The sequence below is a fragment of the Bradyrhizobium sp. USDA 326 genome (genome assembly GCF_049739485.1).
Lineage (GTDB): Bacteria > Pseudomonadota > Alphaproteobacteria > Rhizobiales > Xanthobacteraceae > Bradyrhizobium.
Genome location: NZ_JBMGQA010000001.1, coordinates 4524545 through 4543176, shown reverse-complemented (window position 1 = coordinate 4543176; position 18632 = coordinate 4524545). Strand labels below are relative to the sequence as shown.

Here is an 18632-nt window from a genome sequence, read left to right as displayed (position 1 = left end):
GGGGAGCGGTTGGCGGTATCTTGGCGGTTGAGCGAGCGATACGCAATCGCGCCAAGCAACACACTCTCGTGCCCCGGATGCAATGCAGTGCGCCGCCCTTCGCGGCGTGGCGCATTGCTGATCCGGGGCCCAGCCACGAGCACGCTGGGTCCGGCTCTGCGCAGCAGCGTTGCACGCTGCAGCGTGTCCGGGACACAGACGAAGCCAACAAAAAAGCCCCCTTACGGGGGCTTTTCATTTCATCGAGTCTCGCGCGGCTAGTGCGAGTCGGCCCAGACCTTCTTCTTGGTGAAATACATCAGGCCCACGAAGATGATCAGGAACACGAAGACCTGGAAGCCGAGGCGCTTGCGCGCTTCCATATGCGGCTCAGCAGTCCACATCAGGAACGTGGTGACGTCCTTGGCGTACTGGGCGACCGTGGTCGGCGAGCCATCGTCATAGGTCACCTGGCCGTCGCTGAGCGGCTTCGGCATCTTGATGGCGTGGCCCGGGAAGTACTTGTTGTAGTACGACCCCTCCGGGATGGTGACGCCCTCCGGCACCTTCTCCTCATAACCCTGGAGCACGGCGGTGACATAGTCAGGCCCCTGCTCCTGGTACTGGGTGAAGACGTCGAAGATGAACCAGGGGAAGCCGCGCTTGTAGGAGCGCGCCTTGGTGATCAGTGACAGGTCGGGCGGCGCCGCACCACCGTTCGCGGCACGCGCGGCCTGCTCGTTCGGGAATGGCGAGGGGAAATAATCCGCCGGCCGGCCGGGACGCTCGAACATGTCGCCCGCATCGTTCGGGCCGTCCTTGACCTTGTACTCGGAAGCAAACGCCGACGCCTGCGCCACAGAATAGCCGGGCCCGCCGGCCTCTGCGAGGTTGCGGAAGGCGACGTAAGACAAGCCGTGGCAACTGGAGCAGACCTCCTTGTAGACCTTCAGGCCACGCTGGAGCGCCGCGCGGTCAAACGTACCGAAAGGGCCCGAGAACGACCATTTGTTGCCCGGCGGCGTGTCGCTGCCTTCCGATGCTTTCGCGCTGTCGATCGAGCCCGCGAGCAACGAACCTGCGAGCGCCAGCACGATCGCGGTCGAGACCATCGGTGTCGATCTGCTCCCGGTCTTGGCCAGGACTGCATCCGAGATCGAGTTCGGCACCGGCCGCGGCTTCTCGATGCGCGCGAGCAGCGGCAGCACGATCAGGAAGTAGGCAAAGTAGCAGAACGTCAGGACCCGGCCGGCAACGACGTAGATGCCTTCCGGCGGTTGCGCACCGAGATAGCCGAGCAGGATGCAGACCGCGACAAAGATCCAGAAGAACTGCTTGGCGAGCGGACGGTACTTCGACGACTTCGTCTTGGCGCTATCGAGCCAGGGCAGGAAGCACAGGATGATGATCGCCCCGAACATCGCGATGACGCCGGCGAGCTTGTCCGGAATCGAGCGCAGGATCGCGTAGAACGGCAGGTAATACCATTCCGGCACGATGTGCGGCGGCGTCACGCCCGGGTTCGCCGGAATGTAGTTGTCGGCGTCGCCGAGATAGTTCGGCATGTAGAAGATGAACCAGGCGTACAGCAGCATGAAGCAGGCGACGCCGAACATGTCCTTGATGGTGGCATGCGGCGTGAACGGCACCGTATCCTTTTCCGTTTTCGGCTCGACGCCGTCAGGGTTGTTCTGACCGGCGACGTGCAGCGCCCAGACGTGGAGCACGACGACGCCCGCGATCACGAAGGGCAGGAGATAGTGCAGCGAGAAGAAGCGGTTCAGCGTCGGGTTGCCGACCGAATAGCCACCCCACAACAGCGTCACGATGCTCTCACCGACATAGGGAAAGGCGGAGAACAGGTTGGTGATGACGGTGGCACCCCAGAAGCTCATCTGGCCCCACGGCAGCACGTAGCCCATGAAGCCCGTCGCCATCATCAGGAGGTAGATGATGACGCCGAGGATCCACAGCACCTCGCGCGGCTCCTTGTAGGACCCGTAATAGAGGCCGCGGAACATGTGGACGTAGACGGCGACGAAGAACATCGAGGCACCGACCGCGTGCATGTTGCGCAGCAGCCAGCCGTAGTTCACGTCACGAACGATCAGCTCGACCGACTTGAAGGCGAGATCGGCGTTCGGCGTGTAGTGCATCGCCAGGATCACGCCGGTCAGGATCTGCATCCCCAGCATGAAAGAGAGGATGGCACCGAAGGTCCACCAATAGTTCAGGTTGCGCGGGGTGGGATAGGCAACGAAAGACGAATGCATGAGACCAAAGATCGGCAGACGCCGCTCGATCCATTGCAGGGCCGGATTGCTCGGCTGGTAGTCGGATGGTCCGCTCATGATGCGATCCTGAGGAAATAGTACGACGAGACGGCGCGAAGCTTCGGACGAAAGTCCGAGGCTCAGCCGATCTGGATTTTGGTGTCGGAAACGAACTGGTACGGCGGAACCGGAAGGTTCAAGGGCGCGGGCCCCTGGCGGATGCGGCCGGACGAATCGTACTGCGAACCATGGCAGGGGCAGAAGAACCCGTCGTAATTGCCTTCATGAGCGATCGGGATGCAGCCGAGATGGGTGCAGATGCCGATCACGACCAGCCACTGCTCGTGGCCGGACTTGACGCGGGCCTCGTCGGTCTGCGGATCTGGCAGGCTCGCCACGTTGACGGCGCGCGCCTCGTCGATCTGCTTCTTGGTGCGGTGGCTGATGTAGATCGGCTTGCCGCGCCAGAATACCTTGATGTCCTGCCCTTCCGCGATCGGGCTGAGATCGACCTCGATCGGCGCACCGGCGGCGATGGTCGAGGCGTCAGGATTCATTTGGGAGATGAAGGGCCAGAGCGCAGCCGCGCCCCCTACTGCTGCAGCTGCCCCTGTTGCAACGAATAAGAAATCACGGCGTGTCGGATGGTCCGCCGAAGACGCTGTCGTCACGATTCCAACCCTTTCTTCTTGTGCTACCGGTGGAACCGCTCCGAGGGGCGCCCAAGAGGTCCCCGGAAAGGCTGCCGGCGCCCGCGGCCCCCCGCGGCGGCAGAACTTGGCTTGTTCACCTCTAAACGGGTGAAACAGCAGTCCAGAATCGTTCTATTGGCACCCTTGCCGGGCGAGCGCAAGCCCGCTAACGGCGTGGGAGCGTGCCATGCACCAATTCCCGGGCGGCCGATGTTTTATTGAGACATTCTCGCCCGCATCGACCCCCGACACGGCCCATGCAGATAGCGCTTTTTCAGCCTGACATCGCTCAGAACACCGGCACGATTCTCAGGCTTTGCGCCTGTCTGGACATGTCCGCCCATATCATCGAACCTGCGGGCTTCCCCGTCTCCGACCGCTTGTTCCGCCGGGCGGGAATGGATTACCTCGACCATGTCAGGCTGACCCGCCATGACTCCTGGGCGAAATTCGAGGACTGGCGCGCCGCACGGGGCTATCGGCTGCTGCTGTTCACCACCAAGGCTGCGACCGACTACCGCGATTTTCATTACCAGACGTCGGACATCCTGCTATTCGGGCGCGAGAGCGCCGGCGTCACGGACGCAGTGGTCGAGGCCGCAGATGCGCGGCTGGTGATCCCGATCAAAACGGGGCTGCGGTCGCTCAATGTGGCGATGAGCGCGGCGATGGCCGCAGGCGAGGCGCTGCGGCAGATCCGGAACCCGCAAGTCTGACAGGTTGAGGAGAGACGATTGAGTTACGCGGTCAAGGAAATCTTCCTGACCCTGCAAGGCGAAGGCGCCCATGCCGGGCGCGCGTCCGTGTTCTGCCGCTTTGCCGGCTGCAACCTCTGGAGCGGCCGCGAGGCCGATCGCGCCGACGCGACCTGCAAGTTCTGCGACACCGATTTCGTCGGCACCGATGGCACCCTCGGCGGCCGTTATGCTTCGGCCGTGGAACTTGCGGACACCATTGCCGCGCAATGGACCGCCTCAGGCGGCAATCGCTACGTGGTGCTGACCGGCGGCGAGCCGCTGCTCCAGGTCGATGCCGAGCTGATCGAAGCGCTCCACGCCCGCGGCTTCGAGATCGGCGTCGAGACCAACGGCACGATCCCTGCGCCGGAAGGGCTCGACTGGATCTGCGTCAGCCCGAAGGGCGGCAGCGAGCTGGTCCTCCGCAAGGGCCACGAGCTGAAGCTGGTCTATCCCCAGCCGCTCGCCGCGCCCGAGACGTTCGAGCATCTCGCCTTCGAGCGCTTCTCGCTGCAGCCGATGGACGGGCCCGAGGTCATCAGGAACACTGCGCAGGCGATCGACTACTGCCTGCGCCATCCGCAATGGCGGCTCAGCGTGCAGACGCATAAATCGCTCGGCATCAGATAGGACGCGACCGCGAATGCAGATGGACGCCTCAACGATAGACGACCGCAAAGCCGGCGCCCGCACCTGGTTCGAACGTTTGCGCGACGACATCTGCGCGAGCTTCGAGCGGCTCGAGGATGACGCACCGCAAAGCCTCTATCCCGGCGAAGCCGGCCGCTTCAAGCGCACGCCCTGGCAGCGCACCGATCACACCGGCGCGGCCGGCGGTGGCGGCGTGATGTCGATGATGCATGGCCGCCTGTTCGAGAAGGTCGGGGTGCACTGCTCGACCGTGCACGGCGAGTTCGCGCCTGAATTCCGCGCCCAGATTCCGGGCGCCGCGGAAGATCCGAAGTTCTGGGCCTCCGGCATCTCGCTGATCGCGCATATGCGCAACCCGAACGTGCCCGCCGTGCACATGAACACCCGCTTCGTCGTCACGACCAAGGCCTGGTTCGGTGGTGGCGCCGACCTCACGCCGGTGCTGGAGCGAAGGCGGACGCAGGAGGATGCCGACACGATCGCCTTCCATGCCGCGATGAGACAGGCCTGCGCGCAGCCGAACGGCGTTGCCGACTATGACAAGTACAAGAAGTGGTGCGACGAGTATTTCTACCTGCCGCACCGGAAAGAGGCGCGCGGCATCGGCGGCATCTTCTACGACTGGCACGACAGCGGCGACTGGGACGCCGACCTCGCCTTCACCCAGGACGTCGGCCGCGCCTTCCTGAAGATCTATCCTGAGATCGTGCGGCGCAATTTCGCGACAGGCTGGACCGCGGAGGATCGCGAGGAGCAGCTGATCCGGCGCGGCCGCTATGTCGAGTTCAACCTGCTCTACGACCGCGGCACCATCTTCGGACTCAAGACCGGCGGCAATGTGGACTCCATCCTGTCGTCGCTGCCCCCGGAGGTGAAGTGGCCATGACCACGATGAAGCTCGCAGTGAGGCCGCTGCCGCGCGCCATGCTGATCGACATGGACGACACCATCCTGTCGGCCTATGGCCGGCCGGAGATCGCCTGGAACACGATCGCGAACGAGTTTGCGGAGGAGCTCGCGCCGCTGCCGCCGGCCCAGGTCGCCACCGCGGTGCTGGCTTTCGCGCGAAACTTCTGGGCGAATGCGGAAGCGGCGTGGCGGATGAAGCTTGCCGAAGCGCGGCACCTGACGGTCAAGGGCGGTTTTGCCGCGCTTGCGGCGGCCGGCCACCGCGCCCTTCCCGACGACCTCGCCATTCGCCTTGCCGATCGCTTCACCGCCTATCGCGAGGAAGAGATGTTCGTGTTTCCCGGCGCGCACGAGGCGATCGACCAGTTCAAGGCGCTCGGCATCAAGCTCGCGCTGGTCACCAACGGCGCCGCCGACATGCAGCGCGCCAAGGTCGAGCGCTTCGAGCTGGCGCATCGCTTCCCCCACATCCAGATCGAGGGCGAGCACGGCTTCGGCAAGCCCGAGGAGCGCGCCTATCTGCACGCGATGGAGGCGCTCGGCGTCACCGCCGAGGAGACCTGGATGATCGGCGACAATCTGGAATGGGAAGTCGTGACGCCACAGCGTCTCGGCATCTACTCGATCTGGATGGACGTGCATGGAGACGGCTTGCCCGAAGGCTCGACGGTCAAGCCAGACCGCATCATCCGCTCGCTCGGCGAGCTGCTGCCTGACCAGGCGTAACCAGGCCCGACACAAAACAGCGAAAACAACCCCATGCAAAGTAAGCGCCTGCTGGAATTTCAAGCACTTACCGTTTCGCCGAAATTTTTTCTGATCCGTCGGGCAAAACAGGGGTAGAGTGTCATCGTCGCAAGGTTCGGCCAACGCAACCAGCAGGCCCCCTCGAACCTCTCGTGCGTGACCACCGCGCCGCGCCAGATCGGGGCGCCCGTGATCGGTCTGTCACAACGGCTTGCTAGCGTCACGTCTGATCTACCTGAAAGGACCACCTCATGGACTTGAAAGCCGGCGATGTCGTTATGCTCAAATCCGGTGGCCAGCCGCTGACCGTTGCGGAAGTGAAGGGCGAAGAGGTTGTCTGCCTGTGGATGGGCATGGAAGGCGAGCTGTTCCGCGAGACGCTGCCGCTCGCCGTGCTCGAGCGGCTCGAGGAGGACGAACTCGAGGACGACGAGGATGAAGAGGACGAGGAAGACGAGGAAGACGAATAGCTCCGCCTCAGCTCATCCCGCGGTGGCGCGCTCCGGAACCAAATCGGGAGGCGCCAATGGGGATGCGATGCCTGGTCCGCATCAATTTGCCTCCCCGGTCGCAAGCCTCGCGATCATGTGATCTCGATCGCATGCCGCGGATTCCGCGGCGACGACACCGAAGGCTCTCGCCGACTTAAGTCTCTCGCCGACTTCTCGTTGATCGCCGATCCCGCCGATCGCTCGCGCGCGATCTTCATCGAGCTCGGCAAGGTGCTTATCCCCCCGCGCTGCATGAACGGCGCAGATCATCAGGCCAGCGTGGGCCGCAAGCGTACTGCGACCCAGGCAGAAGGCGCGAGGACATCGCGCGAGCTCGTCTCAATTCGCCTCGACGCCCGCCGTCTTCACGATCGGCGTCCACTTCTCCACTTCCCTGATGACGAAGGCCTTGAACGCCTCCGGCGTCGACCCCTCGACCGAGAACCCCTGCGCCGCGAAATAGTTCTTGATGTCGGCGGACTGCATGATCTTGTTCACCTCTTCGCTCAGCTTTTGCACCACCTCGGGCGGCGTGCCGGCCGGCGCGAACAGGCCCTGCCATGACAGCGCCTCGAATCCCTTCAGCCCCGTTTCATCGAGCGTCGGCACATCCGGCAACAGGGGGTGTCTCGTTTTCGAGGTGACCGCCAGCGCGCGAACCTTGCCGGCCTGGATCTGCGGCATCAGCACCAGGACGTCGCCGAACGTGACCTGGATCTGACCGCTCATGAGGTCGGTGAGCATGGCGGCGCTGCCGCGATAGGGCACGTGCACGATCGAGACATCGGCGGCCTGCTTGTACATCTCGCCGGTGAGATGCATCGACGTGCCGTTGCCGGCCGAGCCGAAGCTCAGCGCTCCCGGCTTCGACTTGACCAAGGCGAGAAACTCGGCCGCGCTGTTCGCCTTCACGTCGGGATTGACGGCCAGCACCAGCGGCGCAGTCACCATGATCGACACGGGCGCGAAGTCCTTGATCACGTTGTAGGGCAATTTCGGGTACAGCGCCTGCGCGATGGCGTTGCTGCCGGTGACGCCCGCGAGCAGGGTGTAGCCGTCAGGTGCGGATTTGGCGACGAAGTCGGCGCCCAGGGCGCCGCCGGCGCCGGGGCGATTTTCGATCACGACGGGCTGGCTCCAGGCCGCGGCGAGCTTGTCGCCCAGACGCCGCGCGAGCACGTCGGTGCTGCCGCCGGGCGCGAACGGCACGACGATATGGATCGCCTTGTTCGGGTAGGTTGCCTGCGCATGACCCGACGCGGGCAAGAGCATCGCGATGGCGGCCAGGACGAGCGTTGCGCGGCGCGAAACAGGCAGATCGATCATGGGCAACTTCCTACATGGGTTTCGTGGCGTCAGCTGAAGCAGGACCCCAGCCACCACCGCCGGCGGTCTCGATGATGAGCCGGTCGCCGTCGGACCAGGCGATGCGGGCACGCGCGGGCAAGAGCTCGACCGCTCCGTCCACACGCAAGATGCGGGCCATCGAATTTGCGCCGGGCTCGCCGCCTCGCGCACCGCGCGCACGACCGACATGGCGCTCTCCGCGATAGGCGATCCACCCCTGACCTTCGAGCAGGCGATAGACGCGGCGCACGCCATCGCCGCCGCGTTGCGCGCCGGAGCCGCCGCTGCCGCGACAAATCTCGTAACATTCGACACGCAGCGGCGCTTCGGCCTCGATCACCTCCACGGGCGTGTTGCGCGCGTTGCCGACGTCCGTGGAAACGCCCGCGCGCCCCGGCGCATCGGTGCTGGCGCCGGCGCCGCTGGCGATGATCTCGGTGAACATCCAGCGCCGCCCGTCCATTCGCGTGCCGCTGAGCACAAGCACGGTGGCGACGCCGGCATGCGGCGCCACGCCCGTCCCGCTTGCCGCCTGCGACCAGGCGCCGAGAATGGCGTTGCAAGCCAGCTTCACGGTAGCCGTGCGCGCATTGACCGCCGCCGGCAGCTTCGGATTGACCAGGCTGCTGGGTGGAAGCTTCAACGTCAGCGGCGCCAGGCAACCTGCATTGTTGGGAGCCTCCGGCGCCAGCGTGCGCATGAAGAACAGGGCTGCCGACAGCATCGCCGCCGGCGAGGCGTTGAGCGGCCCACGAACCTGCGGCGCGCTCCCCTCGAAGTCGATCTCCAGCGCGTCACCCCGCTTGCGCAAGGTCACCACGATGGCCACCGGCGCGCTGTCAACGCCGTCGCCATCCAGTTGATCGCGCCAGATCCATTCGCCGTCGGGCGCGGCCAGAAGGGCAGCGCGGGTCATGCGCTCCGTCTGCGCAATCAAGGCATCGCAAACATCGGGGAAACGAGGTCCGGTGTGACGCGCGATCTGACTCAGTTCGCGCGCGCCTTGCGTCAGCGCTGCCCACTGCGCCTCCAGATCGCCCCGCAGATTGTCGGGTGTTCGCGAGTTGGCGGCCAGGATGGCGTCGATGTCGGGTCGCACGCCCTCGGCGCTGCGCCAGCGCACCGGCGGCAGACGCAGGCCCTCCTGATAGACTTCGGTGGCGTCGGGCGGGATGGAGCCCGCAGCCATGCCGCCGACATCCTGGTGATGCAGATTGGCGGCGGCCAGGGCAATCACCTGGCCATCCTGAAAGACCGGGTGGACCAGGACGAGGTCCGGCAAATGCGTGCCGCCAGACCAGGGGTCGTTGAGCAGATAGGCGTCTCCTTCCGACATCGCCGAAAGCGGAAAGCGCGCGAGCACGCCGGCAACCGCCGGTATCAGCGATCCCAGCAACAGCGGCAGCGAACGCGCCTGGGCCAGCAACCGTCCGTCCGGAAGGAACAGCGCTGCGGCACAGTCGCCGCTCTCGCGGGCGATGGACGACACGGCGGCACGCATCATGCCGGCCTGCATGCGGTCGGCCGTGCCTTGCAGCGCCAGACGCAGCGGCTCCATGCGCAGTGCGATGGCCTCATCGGGTGCGAGGTCGCAGACGCGCGTCATCAGACCTTTGCCTCCAGCGCGAGCGTCTGGTCCGGCAGCAGCCGCCAGGACCAGCCTGCCGGCACCCAGACGGTGGTCATCGGCGCGAACAGCGATTGCGGCCCCTCGCCTTGCGGCGGCAGCGAGCCCCACGGGCTTTCGCTCGCCGCCATGCGGACGTCGCCCTCGTCCGGACCGCAGAGCATGCCCAGCGCCGCCATCACCCCGGCGTGCGGCAGCACCAGCACGCGGCGCATCCCGGCGAGCTCCGCGACTTCGGCCGCATGCTGTGCGCCGCCGCCGCCGATGGCGACGAGCACCGCATCCGCCGGATCCAGCCTGCGCTGGAAGGCGTGGGTCTTGAGCGCCTCCGCCATCCCGGCGGCGGCGGCGCTCACGACGGCTTCGGCCGTGCGCGGCAACGACAGACCGAGCGCGCCGGCCACATCGCGCAGCGACGCCTCCGCGGCGGCACGGTCCAGCGCCATCCCGCCGGCCAGCCGGGGCGGCAAGCGATCCAGGACGCACAGCGCATCGCCCAGCGTCGGCAGGTCACCGCCCAGACCGAAGGCGGCCGGACCCGGCCAGGCGCCCTGCGAGCGCGGACCGAGACGCAGAGCACCGCCCGGCAGCACCGAGACCACGCTGCCGCCTCCGATGCCGATGGAGGTGATGTCCGCGCAGCGCTGGCGGATCGGCAGGCCGCCACATTCAAGCTCTTCGGTGAACGTCGGCCGGCCGTCGCGGAGGACGCTGATGTCGGCACTGGTACCGCCGACGTCCAGACTGATCGCGGGCTCCCGCCATGCGCCCAGGCAGGCGGCCACGCCCTGCAAGGCCGCGCAGGGGCCGGACATGGCCAATCCGATCGGCTGCGCCGCCATCTCCTGCCAGGGCGCGGTGGCACCCGCCGATCGCATCAGACGCAGCGAAGGCAGAGCGCGCTTGTTCAAGGCTTCGGCGAGCGTGCGCAGATAATCTGCGGTCAACGGCTTGGCATAGGCGTCCAGCGCCGTGGTCAGCCAGCGCTCGAACTCCCGCGGCTGCGGATCGACCTCGCTGGACAGGGAGATGTCCAGATCCGGAAGGCGCGCGTGAAGCGCGGCACGTAGCGCGCGCTCATGCGCGGGATTGCGGTGCGAGAACAACAGCCCGATCGCCACCGCGCGCACGCCGGCCGCGCTCATGGCATCAGCGATCGTACCGACCGCCGACAATTCGAGCGGATCCACCTCGTGACCGTCGGCATCGATGCGTCCGCCGATCTCGAAACGCAAAGATTCAGGAAACAGCTTCGCCTCGGGCACGGCCGGCTTGATCACCGGCTCATACAATTCCTTGCGGTCCTGTCGCGCCAGCACCGGCACATCGCGCATCCCGCGCGTCAGGACGAGGGCGACCGGCGGCTCGTTCAGCTCCAGCAGCAGATTGATGACGATCGTAGAGCCGTGCACCACGCGGTCGACGTCGCCGGACACGATGCCCGCCTGCGCACACAGTCGATCGAGTGCCTCGACGATCGGCTCCGCCAGCCCGCGTCCGGCCCGGGGATGTTTGAGCGCCGCGACGTGACCGTCTCTGCGCAAGGCCACCGCATCGACAAAGGTGCCACCCATGTCCACGGCAAGCGACCACCGGGCGGTCACCGGAAGCGCTCCGGCGAGAAGGGCGCCAGATCCACCTGCGTCGGGCGGCCGGCCACCAGATGCGCGATCTCGCGGCCGGTTGCCGCGCCCATGCACATGCCCATGTGGCCGTGGCCGAAGGCGAGCCAGGCGTTGTCAGCCGCATGGACCGGACCGACCACCGGCAGACTGTCCGGAAGACAGGGCCGATGGCCCATCCAGCGCGTCACGGACGACGTATCCAGATGGGGAAACAGCTGCCGGCCCTGGCGAAGCAGAGCGTCGGCGCGCGCCATGTTGGGCGGCGCTTTCAGGCCGGCGAACTCCACCGTGCCGGCCAGCCGCAGGCCCATGGCCATCGGATTGACCATGAGATTGTGCTCGACCGCCATCACCGTGTGGCGGAGTGCCAGGTTCGAACTCTGCACGGTGACATGGTAGCCGCGCTGGGTCTCCAGCATCACAGGGCTGCCGAGCAACGCGGCCAAGGGCCCCGACCAGGCGCCGGCCGCCACCACCACGCCATCCGCCGCCAGCGGCTCGCCGCGCTCCAGGCTCACCCCCGTGACGCGCCGGCCCTGCCGTTCGAAACCGCGGACGCGGTCCCGGACGTGGCGCGCGCCATCGGCGATGCAGCGATTGTAGATCGCCTTGACGAGCGCGGACGGGTCGGACGTCGAGCCGTTCTCGGGCGCGAGAATGCCGAACCGGAAACGTCCCTTCAAATCGGGCTCCAGCGCTTCCAGCTCATCCTGCTCGACGTCCTGCATCCGCACGCCCAGCGATCGCCGCAGGTTCATGCCCCAGGCCCATTGCGCCGCGGTCTCGCGCGAGGAGAACACGTAGAGACAGCCGCTGCGCCGGACCAGATCCCGGGCATCGGCATGGGCGACCAGCGGATCGTAACAGTCGAAGATGGGGGACAGCAGCGAACGGAGCGCGGTGGCGATGCGCGTCACCTCTTCGCGAGATGAATGGCCGAGCATGCGCAGAAGCCACGGCATCACGCGCGGTGCATAGGTCCAGCGCACCGTCAGCGGCCCCAACGGGTCCAGCAGCCAGCGCGGCACCTTCTTCCACATGCCCGGCATGCCCACCGGCAGGCAGGCGCTGGGCGAAAGCGAGCCGGCATTGCCGAACGAGCAGGCTTCGCCCGCATCCAGAGGATCGACGAACGTCACGTCGTGACCGTCGCGCTGCAGCCAAGCCGCGCTGCAGGCGCCCACGATTCCGGTCCCTATGACGACAATATGCATGGCGGTGAATTCTGAGAAATAATTCCACCATCACACAAGCGAATTCTTTTAATACTCTTATCAGGTTTTCTGATAGTCGCTGCATTCGACCGAGGATAATCGATGCGCCCCGTAGATCTCTCCCATCTCAGCGTGCGCCAGATGCGCGCCTTCGCCGCAGTCGCGCGCGCCGGCAGCTTCACGGCGGCAGCGCGCCAGATCCACCTGACGCAGTCGGCCGTCAGCATGCTGGTGCAGCAGCTCGAGGACACGCTCGGCCTGAAACTGTTCGATCGCGGCGCGGTGGTGCTATTGACGGCGGCGGGCCAGCAATTGCTCCCCTTCGCGCGCCGTATCCTGGATGACCTGCAACAGATCGCGGAGGGCGCTTCGGACCTTCGTGCGCTCCGTACCGGCCTGTTGCGCGTGGTTGCGCCGCAGATGCTGGCTTGCACGTGGGTGGCCGCGGTCCTCGGCGAATTCGAGCGCGATCATCCGGATATCGGCCTGCGCGTGGCCGACGCGATGGCGGACGAGGTGGTGAGCATCGTGCGGCGCGGCGAGGCCGAACTGGGCGTCGGCCCCGAGCGCGCCACCGGCGAGGATGTCACCAGCACGTTCCTGATGGATGTCCCGATCCGGGTGGTCTGCTCAGCCCGGCACAGGCTTGCGCAGCAACGCGCCGTCTCGTGGCGGAAGCTGCGCGACGAGCGCTGGGTGATCTATTCCAGCGAGTTCAACCGCCACATCGAGCGCCTGCTGCATGCGCACGACAGCTCGCTCTCGATGCAGACGGCCGTCGAGGTCAAATATCTCACCACCGCCTTGTCATTGGTGGGCGTCGGCACCGGCCTTGCGCTCGTTCCGGACTATGGACGCCTGTTCGCGCCCAACTTCGACGTGCGCTTCATCAAGCTGCGCGCTCCGGACATCCGCCGCCGCTACTATATCTATCAGCGGCGGGGGCTCGCGCTCACGCCGCCGGCGGAGGCCTTCGTCAAGATGCTGCGCAGCGCCGCGCGCAGCGACGGTTGAGGCCACGCGCGCAGGGCCGCACCAAGAGCGAACGGAACGCCAGGCAATTGAATAGACGATCGATCGCGCTGCATGTGCTTCGCTTTCCACGCGGCAACTATTCCACAGTATATCTCGCCGTCAGGGAATGACCGTGCAAGCTCGCGGAAAACACCACGATGGCCTTCGGCGACAGCTCGGTCTGCAGCTTTCCCGCCATCATGTTGGGACTGGCCGGAGCGAGCGGAACGGTAACGGTCTTGCCGGCGTCCTGAATCGTTGCGCGCCCCCGCATATCCCTGGTCGAGAGCGGAGAACCATCGTCGTCCCCCACATAGAAGACGATATCCGTGCCCTTGCTGACAAACTCGATCGGATGCCCCTGCGACTTGACAACGGGACCGCCGCTGCTGCCTCTCGTCTGTGCCGCGGCAAGGTCCGGCATTGCCGCGATCGCGGCCATCATGGCCGGGAGAATGTATTTTCTCATGGGGGCTCCTCTGGTTTTGTGCGGAGGTCAATAGGCTTCCGCGGACGTGAAGGTTGCGGCATGTCCGGCCGCGAGCCGCTCCAACGGCTGCTTGCCGAACATCAGAAACAGAATTGGGGTCACGATGGTGTCCAGGATCGTCGCGCTGAGCAGACCTCCGAAGATCGTCACCGCGACGGGATGCAGGATTTCCCGGCCCGGCTGGTCCGCGCCGATCAAGAGCGGCGTCAGCGCTAGCCCTGCGCAAAGCGCCGTCATCAGAACGGGGTTGAGGCGCTCCATGCTGCCTCGAATGACCAGCCCGGTCCCGAAACGCTCGCCTTCGTGAATGGCGAGATTGATGTAATGGGAGATCTTCAAGATCCCGTTGCGCGCCGAGATGCCGGCAAGCGTGATGAAGCCGATCATCGAGGCCACCGACAGGGGCTGCCCGGAGATCTTCAGCGCCGCAACGCTGCCGATCAGGGCGAGCGGTATGCCGCCCATGATGATCAGCGACAGTGCGGTCGAGCGGTAGCGGCTGTAGAGGACGATGAAGATCATCGCCATCGACGCCAGCGACAGAATACCGATCCGCCAGGATGCCTGCTGCTGCGCCTGAAATGCGCCTTCGAGGCTCGTGGTGTAGCCTTGCGGAAGATCGAGATCGCGAACCGCCTTCTGAATGTCCGCAGCGATATCGGCGACGTCGCGACGTCCGTCCTCGTTGCCATAGACAACGATCCTGCGCTGGGTCCCCTCCCGCTGAATCTGGTTCGGCCCGTCTGTCTCGACGATGTCGGCCAAAGCGCTCAGCGGGACGAACTCCAGGCCGGTCGGGATGAGCAGATTTTGCAGTCCCGTCGTCGAACGGTCTTGCTCCGACAGACGCATCACGACGTCGAAACGGCGATTGCCGTCAACGATCTGAGAGACCTTTCGGCCATTGGACAGCGAATCGAGCGCTTGGGTGATTGCGGCCGGCGTCAGGCCATGAAGTGCGGCGCGTGCATGATCGACCTGAACCCGCACTTGCGGAATAAGCACCTGCTTCTCGACCTGGAGATCGACCAGACCGGGGATCGACGATAGTCGCTGGCGCACCGTCTCGGACAGCCGGCGCAGCATCTCGATGTCCTGACCGAAGATCTTGAGCACGATCTGGGCACGAATGCCCGACTGGAGATGATCCAGGCGGTGGCTGATCGGCTGTCCGATGGCCACCGACGCCGGCAGCGCGGACAGGGCGTCCCGGATGCTCGCATAGATGTCCGCCTTCCGGCGTCTGGACAGTATGAGATCGACATCGATTTCGCTGTAGTGCACGCCTTCGGCGTGCTCATCGAGCTCCGCGCGGCCGGTGCGGCGTCCGACCGATCTCACTTCGGGCACCCTTGCGAGCAATTGTTCCGCCAGCAGTCCAAGACGGTTCGATTCCGCGAGCGAAATGCCTGGATTGTACTGCAGCGACAGGACCAGTGTCCCTTCGTTGAAGGGCGGAAGAAAACTGCGGGGCATCTGGCTCGCGGCGTAGCCGGCCACCACGACCGCCGCCGCGACGGAGCCGAGGACTAGGCGCCGCTGCTCGAACGCCCATCCGAGCACCCGCCGATTGGCCTGCTTCAGCCTGGTGACGATCAGGCTCTCGCGGCCGACGGAACGAGCTCGTCCCGACAGCAGATAGTAGGACAGAACCGGCGTCACGGTGATCGACGTCAGCAGCGAGGCAAGGATCGAGACCACATAGGCCACGCCAAGCGGCGTGAACAGCCGCCCTTCGATTCCCGGTAGCGCGAACAGCGGCACGAAGACGAGAACGATGATCATCGTTGCATAGACGATGCTGGAACGAACCTCCTGGCTTGCCCCGGAGATCACCTCCAGAACGGGACGCGGCGTGCTCGACGCGGCATTCTCCCGCGAGCGCCGCAAGATGTTTTCCACGTCCACCACGGCATCGTCGACCAGTTCGCCGATGGCGATGGCAAGGCCGCCAAGCGTCATGGTGTTGATCGTGAGGCCGAACGCGCGGAACACCAGGACCGTCACGAGGATCGATATCGGAATGGCCGTCAGCGAAACGAACGCTGCGCGTCCATTCATCAGGAAGACGAACAGGACCAATGCGACGACGATGGCGGCCTCGGCCAGAACGCGCTCGACATTGCCTATCGAGGTCTCGATGAACGTGGCCTGACGGAATTGCACGTTGGTGACGTTGATCCCCCCGCGCATGGTGCGTTGCAGCTCCCCGAGCGAGGCTTCGATGCTGCGCGTCAATGCCACCGTATCCGCAGCCGGCTGCTTCATGATGCTGACGATGACGGCGGGCTTGCCGTTGTAGCCGGCGTCACCCCGCTTGGTGCGCGCTGCAAAATCCACGGAGGCGACCTGCTTCAGCAGGATCGGCTGCTCGCCGCGGGTGACGACGACAGTGTTGCCGAGATCCTCGATGCGCCTGGTGAGGCCGAGATTGCGGATCAGATATTCGCGGCCATGCTGGTCGACGAAGCCACCGGCGCTATTGGTGCCGAACCTTGCCAGCGCCTGCTCGATCTGCTCGTGGGTGACGCCGAGCGCCTGCATCTTCGCAACATTCGGCGTCACGCGATACTGGCGGACCTCGCCGCCGATGGGTATCACCTGGGCGACACCGGGAATGGCGAGAAGCTGCGGCCTGACGACAAAATCGGCGATCTCGCGTACTTCCATGGGCGAAGCCGTGCCATCGCTCGTCAGCGCGATCAGCATGATCTCGCCCATGATCGACGTCACCGGTCCCATCTGGGGATTGACCGAAGACGGCAATTGGTCGCGGATCAGCGCCAGCCGCTCCGAGACGAACTGCCGCGCGCGGTAGACGTCGACACCCCAATCGAATTCGACGTAGACGACCGACAGACCGACTCCCGAAACCGAGCGGACCCGGATGACGCCGGGCATGCCGTTCATCGAAGTCTCGATCGGGAACGTCACCAGCTGTTCGACCTCCTGGGGCGCCAGTCCCTCTGCCTCGGTCAGGATGTTCACGGTCGGGCGATTGATGTCCGGCAGGACGTCGACGGACACGCTCGGCAGGACCAAGAGGCCGTAGCCGACCAGCACGGCGGCGACCGCCAGCACGAACAGGCGGTTGCGCAAACTTGTCTGGACGATGAGCTTGAACATGAGCGGCCTACCGGATCTGGTTGACGAGATCGGTACCGCGAACGACGACACGTTCGCCCTCGTTGACACCGGCCGCCACCATTACGCGGGCCGCATCCACCGGCAGCACGCGAACCGGTTTCGGCTCGAAACGCTCGGGCCCGGTGTGCAGCCAGACGATATTCTCACCGTTGCCGCTCCGAACGACGGCGTTGCGCGGAAGGATCAGGCCAGCCACGGGCGCCCCGCTCTGGACCATCACATTCAGCGGCTGACCGATGTTGAGGCCCGCCGGCGGCTCCGGAACGGCGAACTGAACCACGGACGCATGCTGGCGCAGCGCCCGGCTCGTTCCAACGAAGCTCAGCGCAATCTGCTGCCCGTCCGGGGCCACTGCCGTTGCGGCTTCAGACGGCTTCGAACCCAGATCGTCATAGGCCAGTGCCTCGACCCAAAGGCTGCGGGGATCGGCGATCTGGAACAGGACGTCCTGCGGCTGAATGACCTGGCCCGGCACGACCTTGGCGGACGTGATGATGCCGTCGGTCGATGCCCGCAACTCCTCAAACCCGGTGCGGGAGTTTCCGACGGTTTCGCGGCGCGCCCGCAGGCCTTCCAACTCGCTTTCGAGGTCGTTGACCTGTCCTTGCGGCACCGCACCGCGCTCGGCCAGCGGCCTCAGACGCCGCAGCTTGTTTTCCGTGACTGCCATCAATTGCTCGATCTCGCCGACCTTCTCGAGGATCGTCGTGCGGTCCGCGACCGGCAGATGCGGCTCGATCTGGATGAGCAGATCGCCCTTGCGGACGGTTTGTCCGATGCGAGGTATGCCGCCCTTGCCCGGAACGACGCGGCCCCCGTAGACGCTTTGCACGATGCTGCTGCGGTTCGGGTCGGCAATGACGCGGCCGATCAGCGTGGCGGCGGGTCGAATTGTCCGCGGCTCGGCTGCAGCGGTCCGCACATCGAGCAACCGTTGCGTCGGCTTGGCCGCGAAGACGGTGCCGTCTTGCAGGCGCCGCGGGGCGTCGCTCAGCACGGGAGCATCCGGCGGATTTGGTTGTGTTGCGTTCGTCCGGCCCTCGCCGAGCATGATGGCGGCGAGGGCGACGAACGCTCCTGCCATCGCGGCGGAGATGGGAACAGCCGTGCCGCGGCCATGTCGCCTCCAATAGGCGAAGAGAAGGCCGAGGCCCAGGGCAGCGAGCGCGGAGGCGGCGACGGCGGTTCGACTTGGGAAGAACCAGCCATGCTCGTGCTCCTGGTCCGGGGGCCGGGCATCGCCGGCACGCGTCGGCGCGAGCGAGTCCACCAGCAGATCATTTCCCTTGCCGGCGCTGATCGAGAAGATGACCTCAACCGATCCGGGCAGCGTGCCATTCGGGATCGCGGCGGTGTAGACTCCGTTCTGGCTCGGAGCCTCGATCGGGGCGGAATCGCCGATCGTGACCTGCAAGGCAGCGTCCGAAACCGGCTCGTTCGTGATCGCATCGTCAATGAAGACGGAAAGCTTGCCGTCTTTCAGGATGCCGACGATTTCGTAAAGCTCCGAGCGTGCGGCGACCCTCGGATGGGCTGATGACACAACCGCCGGCTGGTCCGCGTCGCCGTGATCGTGCCCCTCATGGGCAAGGGCGCCTGACAAGCCAAAAAGCAGGCTTAAACAGCCGAGAGCGACCAGCCCAAGGGCTGCGAGCCGCCGTTTCGGGCAGCGCTGATTCATGAACATGG

Annotated in this window: 15 protein-coding genes; 6 read left to right on the top strand and 9 right to left on the bottom strand. The window is 65.6% G+C overall.

Annotated elements, in window-relative coordinates; translation table 11 throughout:
- Positions 1-257: 257 nt before the first annotated feature.
- Both fbcH and petA read right to left on the bottom strand, forming a co-directional pair.
- On the bottom strand, positions 258-2330 hold the full coding sequence (gene fbcH / locus ABIG06_RS21370; protein ID WP_370138518.1) for a cytochrome b/c1: 2073 nt from the start codon (positions 2328-2330) through the stop codon (positions 258-260).
- Positions 2331-2392: 62 nt separating this feature from the next.
- Positions 2393-2923, bottom strand: coding sequence for a ubiquinol-cytochrome c reductase iron-sulfur subunit (petA, locus tag ABIG06_RS21365; RefSeq protein WP_035699881.1), 531 nt, complete (start codon positions 2921-2923; stop codon positions 2393-2395).
- A gap of 278 nt (positions 2924-3201) precedes the next feature.
- Between petA and ABIG06_RS21360 the strand changes: the two genes are divergently transcribed.
- The 5 genes from ABIG06_RS21360 (at position 3202) to ABIG06_RS21340 (ending at position 6458) form a co-directional block, all read left to right on the top strand.
- Entirely contained in the window at positions 3202-3660 is a 459-nt protein-coding gene (locus tag ABIG06_RS21360) for a tRNA (cytidine(34)-2'-O)-methyltransferase (protein ID WP_124163367.1), read from the top strand.
- 18 nt (positions 3661-3678) lie between these two features.
- Positions 3679-4311 (top strand): 7-carboxy-7-deazaguanine synthase, encoded by a 633-nt coding sequence (gene queE, locus ABIG06_RS21355; protein ID WP_370138517.1) that lies wholly within the window; start codon positions 3679-3681, stop codon positions 4309-4311.
- A gap of 19 nt (positions 4312-4330) precedes the next feature.
- The gene (gene hemF, locus ABIG06_RS21350) at positions 4331-5218 is read left to right on the top strand and encodes an oxygen-dependent coproporphyrinogen oxidase (protein WP_199752310.1); all 888 of its coding nucleotides are present in this window, start codon (positions 4331-4333) and stop codon (positions 5216-5218) included.
- A complete protein-coding gene (locus ABIG06_RS21345) occupies positions 5215-5967 on the top strand; it encodes an HAD family hydrolase (RefSeq protein ID WP_370138516.1) in 753 nt (250 codons plus the stop codon). The genes hemF and ABIG06_RS21345 overlap by 4 nt, the downstream gene beginning before the upstream one ends.
- A 272-nt stretch (positions 5968-6239) precedes the next feature.
- Positions 6240-6458, top strand: a complete 219-nt coding sequence (locus tag ABIG06_RS21340; RefSeq protein ID WP_124163363.1) for a DUF2158 domain-containing protein — start codon at positions 6240-6242, stop codon at positions 6456-6458.
- Positions 6459-6818: 360 nt separating this feature from the next.
- On the opposite strand, the gene ABIG06_RS21335 is transcribed toward ABIG06_RS21340, so the two are convergent.
- The 4 genes from ABIG06_RS21335 to ABIG06_RS21320 are packed head-to-tail and all read right to left on the bottom strand — an operon-like array spanning position 6819 to position 12292.
- On the bottom strand, positions 6819-7805 hold the full coding sequence (locus tag ABIG06_RS21335; RefSeq protein ID WP_370138515.1) for a Bug family tripartite tricarboxylate transporter substrate binding protein: 987 nt from the start codon (positions 7803-7805) through the stop codon (positions 6819-6821).
- A gap of 10 nt (positions 7806-7815) precedes the next feature.
- Positions 7816-9384, bottom strand: a complete 1569-nt coding sequence (locus ABIG06_RS21330) for a hydantoinase B/oxoprolinase family protein (protein ID WP_370140883.1) — start codon at positions 9382-9384, stop codon at positions 7816-7818.
- A gap of 47 nt (positions 9385-9431) precedes the next feature.
- Positions 9432-11057, bottom strand: coding sequence for a hydantoinase/oxoprolinase family protein (locus ABIG06_RS21325; RefSeq protein ID WP_370138513.1), 1626 nt, complete (start codon positions 11055-11057; stop codon positions 9432-9434).
- Positions 11054-12292 carry an NAD(P)/FAD-dependent oxidoreductase gene (locus tag ABIG06_RS21320; RefSeq protein ID WP_370138512.1) on the bottom strand — a complete coding sequence of 413 codons (1239 nt, stop codon included), beginning with the start codon at positions 12290-12292 and terminating at the stop codon, positions 11054-11056. The genes ABIG06_RS21325 and ABIG06_RS21320 overlap by 4 nt, the downstream gene beginning before the upstream one ends.
- A 102-nt stretch (positions 12293-12394) precedes the next feature.
- On the opposite strand from ABIG06_RS21320, the gene ABIG06_RS21315 reads away from it, so the two are divergent.
- Positions 12395-13306 (top strand): LysR family transcriptional regulator, encoded by a 912-nt coding sequence (locus ABIG06_RS21315; RefSeq protein ID WP_370138511.1) that lies wholly within the window; start codon positions 12395-12397, stop codon positions 13304-13306.
- 97 nt (positions 13307-13403) lie between these two features.
- Here the strand turns inward: ABIG06_RS21315 and ABIG06_RS21310 are convergent, their stop codons facing one another.
- The 3 genes from ABIG06_RS21310 to ABIG06_RS21300 are packed head-to-tail and all read right to left on the bottom strand — an operon-like array spanning position 13404 to position 18630.
- Positions 13404-13775 (bottom strand): hypothetical protein, encoded by a 372-nt coding sequence (locus tag ABIG06_RS21310; RefSeq protein ID WP_370138510.1) that lies wholly within the window; start codon positions 13773-13775, stop codon positions 13404-13406.
- Positions 13776-13802: 27 nt separating this feature from the next.
- On the bottom strand, positions 13803-16922 hold the full coding sequence (locus ABIG06_RS21305; protein ID WP_370138509.1) for an efflux RND transporter permease subunit: 3120 nt from the start codon (positions 16920-16922) through the stop codon (positions 13803-13805).
- Between the two features lie 7 nt (positions 16923-16929).
- Entirely contained in the window at positions 16930-18630 is a 1701-nt protein-coding gene (locus ABIG06_RS21300) for an efflux RND transporter periplasmic adaptor subunit (protein ID WP_370138508.1), read from the bottom strand.
- Between the last annotated feature and the right edge of the window lie 2 nt (positions 18631-18632).